Annotated in this window: 3 protein-coding genes; all 3 read right to left on the bottom strand. The window is 74.5% G+C overall.

Translation table 11 applies throughout. The features are described from left to right. Nucleotides 1-354: 354 nt before the first annotated feature. Entirely contained in the window at nucleotides 355-948 is a 594-nt protein-coding gene (locus FJQ57_RS22800) for a copper resistance CopC family protein (protein WP_170219567.1), read from the bottom strand. A gap of 32 nt (nucleotides 949-980) precedes the next feature. Next, entirely contained in the window at nucleotides 981-2,378 is a 1,398-nt protein-coding gene (xylB, locus tag FJQ57_RS22050; RefSeq protein WP_139984532.1) for a xylulokinase, read from the bottom strand. 4 nt (nucleotides 2,379-2,382) lie between these two features. Beyond that, on the bottom strand, nucleotides 2,383-2,963 hold a 581-nt coding region (locus tag FJQ57_RS22045), incomplete at its 5' end, for a sugar phosphate isomerase/epimerase family protein (protein WP_139984530.1).

Below are 2,963 nucleotides of genomic sequence, written 5' to 3'. Positions count from 1 at the left end.
CTTCCCCGCACCGTTCTGACCCAACAAGCAGTGCACCTCACCCCGACGCACATCCAGGTCCACCCCACCCAACGCACGCACCCCCGAGAACTCCTTCACGATCCCCGTCATCTGCAACAAGGCATCGCCGGAGGCGGCGCGGGGCGCCGAGGCGTCGAGGGTGCCGGGCTCGGTCAACGGGGGGCTCCTGGCAGGTCAGGTCGAGGCTGTGACTGCGCTCACAGGATGCGGCGCGTGCACAAAGTACGGCCTCTTCTGCCATCGGCACAAGCAGTTCTGACCAATTGCTAGTCAAATGTTTTCAGGTCACCCCTGGGGGCGTGGCGATGCCCGCGCGGACGCCGAGGTCGGGGGTCAGGCCGAGCGGCTGCGGCGGAGCACCAGCACCGCGGCAGCGCCGGCCAGGACGACGAGCGCGATCGGGACGAGCGCGCCCCGTCGGCGCTCCCAGAAGCCGGGCCGTGCGGCGGCGGGGGCGACGTCGGCCGCCGGGGCGGACGCGCCCACACCGCTCACCGGGCCGACCTCGAACCGCACCTCGCCGGCGACCTCGTGGCCGTCGGAGGACAAGACGTCGTAGGCCAGGACGTACTCGCCGTCGGGGCCCGCCCAGAGGTTCTGGCGGACCTCGGCGCCCACCAGGGTGGCCGCGCCGTTGGTGACGCTGCCCTCCGGGCCGACCAGCGACAGCTCGTGCACCTCGCGCGGCGGTCCGCTGAACGTCAGGACGGCCCGCGACGGCAGCTCCTCGACGACACCGGCCTCGGCCGGGTCGGAGGAGATGAGACCCTCGTGGGCCACAGCGGGCGCGGCGCCCGCGAGGACGGACCCGACCAGCAGCAGGGCCGCCAGCAGCAGGCGGAGGACCCCCCGGCCGCCACCTCGCCCCGGGCCCCGACCGGTCGGGGAGGTCCGGTCGGACGGGGGCGGGGCGGCGGTCGCGGGCACGGCTCGTCTCCGGGTGGGCGGGTCGTCGGTGGTCAGGCGTCGCGCAGGGCGGCGTACGCCGAGCGGACCTCGGCGGCGCGGTCGAGCTCGTCCTGCGCGGGCAGCGGGAGCTCCTCGAGACCCGTGCGGGCCCAGGTGGGCGGGGCGTCGGTGCTGGCCAGCGCCCAGGCGGCCTGCCGGGCCGCGCCGAGGGCGACGTACTCCCCCGGGGCAGGGAAGGCCACGGCGTGCCCCAGCAGGGCCGGGGCCATCGCCCGCAGCGCCGGGCTCTTGGTGGCGCCGCCGACCATGAGCAGCCGCGTGGGCCGGTGCCCGGTCGTGGCGGCCAGCACGTCGAGGGCGTCGGCCAGCGAGCACAGCAGGGCCTCGAACGCGGCCCGGGCCAGGTCGGCGCGGGTGGTGCGCGGGCTCAGGCCGTGCCAGGTGCCGACGGCGTCGGGACGGTTGGGGGTGCGCTCGCCGCCGTAGTAGGGCAGCACGCTCACCCCGCCGGCGCCCCACTCCGACTCGGCGGCCAGTGCCGCCAGGCCCGCGTGGTCGACGCCCAGCCAGCGGGCCTGCAGGTCGAGGATGCCGGCGGCGTTCATGGTGGTCGCCATCGGCAGGAACCCCGACTGGGCGTCGGCGAAGCCGGTCACCGCGCCGGACCCGTCGGCCACCGGGTCGGGCACCACGGAGGAGACCACGCCGCTGGTGCCGATGGAGACGAGCACGTCGCCGGGCTCGAGGGCCATGCCGAGCGCGCCGCCCATGTTGTCGCCGGTGCCGCCGGCCACCACGGCACCGGACCCGGTCGCGCCCGCGGCCGAGCCGCCGGGCACGACCTCGGGGACGGCGGCCTCGTGGCCGAGCGCACCCTTGAGCAGGTCGAGCCGCCACTCCCCGCCACCCGGGGCGGTCGCGTCGAAGTAGCCGGTGCCCGAGGCGTCGCCCCGGTCGGTGAAGGCCCGGGTGCCGGGCGCCGAGGCGTGCACCGAGACGTAGTCGTGGGGCAGCAGCACCCGCGCCACCCGGGCGGCGGCGTCGGGCTCGTGGTCGCGCAGCCAGCGCAGCTTGGCGGCGGTGAACGAGGCCACCAGCACGCTGCCGACCGCGTCGGCGCAGGCCTGCGGGCCGCCCATCTCCTCGACGAGGTCGCGGGCGGCGCCGGCCGAGCGGGTGTCGTTCCACAGCAGGGCGTCGCGCACCGGGACGCCGTCGGCGTCGAGGGCGACCATGCCGTGCTGCTGCCCGGCCACCGACACCGCCTCGGCCCGGTCGAGCAGCGGCCCCGCCGCGTCGTCGTACGCCGAGAGCCAGGCGCGCGGGTCGACCTCGGTCCCGGGCGGGTGGGCCGCGGTGCGGGTCTCGACGACGGTGCCGTCGTCGGCGTCGACGAGGACGGCCTTGGTGGACTGGGTCGAGGAGTCGACCCCGAGGACGAGCGTCATGGGATCAGTGTCCCGTCGAGAAGGCGGCGTCGAAGGCCGCCGACGGCGGGTCGAACGCCAGACGACGCACGAACTCCAGAGCCTCCGGAGCCCCCACCAACCGATCCATCCCCGCGTCCTCCCACTCCACCGAGATCGGCCCCTCATAACCGATCGTGTTCAACATCCGGAACGACGCCTCCCACGGCACATCACCATGACCCGTCGAGACGAAGTCCCACCCCCGCCGCGGATCCGCCCACGGCAGATGCGACCCCAACCGACCATTGCGACCGTTGCCCACCTGACGCTTCGCGTCCTTGCAGTCCACGTGGTAGATCCGATCCCGGAAGTCCCACATGAACCCCACCGGATCCAGGTCCTGCCACACGAAATGGCTCGGGTCCCAGTTCAACCCGAACGCCGACCGGTGCCCGATCGCCTCCAACGTCGCATGCGTCGTCCAGTAGTCATACGCGATCTCGCTCGGGTGCACCTCATGGGCGAACCGCACCCCACACTCATCGAACACATCCAGGATCGGGTTCCACCGATCCGCGAAGTCCCGATACCCCGCAGCCACCATCTCCTCCGTCGCCGGCGGGA

This window comes from Nocardioides litoris, assembly GCF_006346315.1.
Taxonomy (GTDB): domain Bacteria; phylum Actinomycetota; class Actinomycetes; order Propionibacteriales; family Nocardioidaceae; genus Nocardioides; species Nocardioides litoris.
This window is presented reverse-complemented; position numbering and strand designations above follow the sequence as displayed.